The 1,941-nt window shown below is 69.0% G+C and carries 3 protein-coding genes and 1 pseudogene; 2 read left to right on the top strand and 2 right to left on the bottom strand.

Annotation, left to right across the window (positions count from 1 at the left end):
* Positions 1-34: 34 nt before the first annotated feature.
* Both ABJK26_RS04935 and ABJK26_RS04940 read left to right on the top strand, forming a co-directional pair.
* Positions 35-340, top strand: coding sequence for a nucleotidyltransferase domain-containing protein (locus ABJK26_RS04935; protein WP_347241143.1), 306 nt, complete (start codon positions 35-37; stop codon positions 338-340).
* The gene (locus ABJK26_RS04940; RefSeq protein ID WP_347241144.1) at positions 318-707 is read left to right on the top strand and encodes a nucleotidyltransferase substrate binding protein; all 390 of its coding nucleotides are present in this window, start codon (positions 318-320) and stop codon (positions 705-707) included. The genes ABJK26_RS04935 and ABJK26_RS04940 overlap by 23 nt, the downstream gene beginning before the upstream one ends.
* On the opposite strand, the gene ABJK26_RS04945 is transcribed toward ABJK26_RS04940, so the two are convergent.
* Together ABJK26_RS04945 and ABJK26_RS04950 are read right to left on the bottom strand one after the other, a co-directional pair.
* A complete protein-coding gene (locus tag ABJK26_RS04945; RefSeq protein ID WP_347241145.1) occupies positions 704-1,621 on the bottom strand; it encodes a diacylglycerol kinase family protein in 918 nt (305 codons plus the stop codon). The two genes, ABJK26_RS04940 and ABJK26_RS04945, sit on opposite strands and share 4 nt — an antisense overlap.
* Positions 1,622-1,686: 65 nt before the next feature.
* Positions 1,687-1,941: pseudogene (locus tag ABJK26_RS04950) on the bottom strand (transposase); the annotation flags it as partial.

The raw sequence follows: 1,941 nt of genomic DNA on the forward strand, positions 1-1,941 counted from the left end.
GCATGGCCTAAGTATACGCGGGTAGAATGGGCCTGTGACGGAAGGCGAGGTCCTAGAGGAGGTAAAGCGCCGGGTGCGCGCGCGGCTCAAAGGGCGGCGTTACCGCCTCTACCTCTTCGGTTCCCGGGCGAGGAAGGAAGGGAGTCTCCGCTCGGACTACGACTTGGCCCTCCTCGCCGACCCTCCTCTGGACCTCGCCACCTTGGCGGAGCTGAGGGAGGCCCTGGAAGGCCTGCCCATCCTCCAGCCCCTAGACCTGGTGGAGCTCTCCTGGGCCCCGGGGCTCAAGGAGGTGGTGGAAAGGGAAGGGATCCTTCTTGACGAGGGAAGAGAAGCTTAGGGTGCAGACGGCCTCCCTGGCCCGGGCGGTGGAGCGGCTAAAGACCGCCTTGGAAAGGCCCAAGGACGAGTTCGTCCGGGACTCGGCCATCCAGCGGTTTGAGTTCACCTTTGAGCTGGCCTGGAAGACCCTCAAAACCTTTCTGGAACTCCAGGGCCTCGAGGCCCGCTCTCCCCGTTCGGCCATCCGGGGAGCCTTCCAGGCAGGCCTCCTCCCCGAGGACCCCTTCTGGCTGGAGATGCTGGAGCTGCGCAACCTCACGAGCCACACCTATGACGAGGCCCTGGCCGAGCGCATCTACGCCGAGCTACCCAAGGCCCTAAAACGCTTCCAGGAACTCCTTCGCCGCCTGGAAGAAGCCCTCTAGGCCCCTACAGGCCTGGGCGAAAGCGCCCCCTTCTGGACGCTGGCCCGGCCCCCCACCACCCTCAGGCCCAGGGGCCTCACCTCGGCCCGGTAGAGGGAGGCTTCGGGCAAAAGCTCCCCGTCGGCGTGGGCGGGGACGGGGTGGGCGAAGGCCACCTCCACCCCCCGGCCCGCGTAGGCCCGCACCTCGGGGTGGGAGAGGTGGCGTCCCAAAAGGAGCCTCGGCAGGATGAGGACCACCCCCAGGTGAGAAAACTCCCCCGCCAGCACCACGGAAAGCCTCCCGTCCCGGGGGTCGGCCATGGGGGCGATGGGGATGCCCCCGCCGTACGTGGGCCCGTTCATGGCGGCGAGGAGGAGCATCCTTCCCCGGTGGACCTCCTCCCCGTCTACCAGCACCCTGCCTTCCGGCAGGCGCAGGTCCTTGAGCACGGCGAAGAGGGCGTAGAGGTAGCGGGGCATCCCCCGGAGGAAGGAAGGAGCGGAGAGGGCCCTCTTGGCCACCAGGGCGTCAAAGCCGATTCCCAGGAAGGCCCCAAAGGGCTCCCCGTTCACCAGGCCCAGGTCTATGGCCTCCTCCGGGGCAAAGAGGGCGAGCTCCAGGGCCTCGGGCCAGGGTAGGCCCCTAAGGCCCAGCATGCGGGCGAAGTCGTTGCCGCTCCCGATGGGCACCACGCCGAGGACCTTCTCCGCGCCCGCGAGGCCCTTTAAGACCTCGTGCACCGTGCCGTCCCCCCCCACGGCCACCACCCGGGCCCCCTCGGGGGCGCTTTGGGCGAGCTCCGTGGCGTGGCCCGGCCCCTCGGTGAGGAAGGCCCGGGCACCCTCCTTGCGCGCCGCCTCCAGGATGGCCCCGGAAAGCCTCCCCACCTTGCCGCGGCCTGCGGCGGGGTTCACGATGACCCACTTCTCCACCCCCGTATTCTAGGGCCATGGGCCTCCTCGCCCACTTCCTCAGGGGCCCCCACCAGACTTGACCGCTATGCCGCATAGAGCCCCAGGAAGCGCAGGGCGGAGAGGGGATGGAAGGAGAACGCCTCTAGAGCCGCCTTCTTCTCCCCGACCCCCCGGCGGTGGAGCAGGGAGACCAGAAAGGCCCGGAGGGCCGCCAAGACCCGCGCCCCCACTCCCCGCACCTGGCAGGCATCCTCGTGAAAGAGAACATCCCGCACCCAGAAGGACCGGTTCTCCACCTCCCACCGGGAAAGGAGAAGCTCCCCAAGCCGCCTCGCCCC

Origin of the sequence: Thermus sp. (assembly GCF_039793865.1) — a bacterium.
GTDB lineage: Bacteria > Deinococcota > Deinococci > Deinococcales > Thermaceae > Thermus.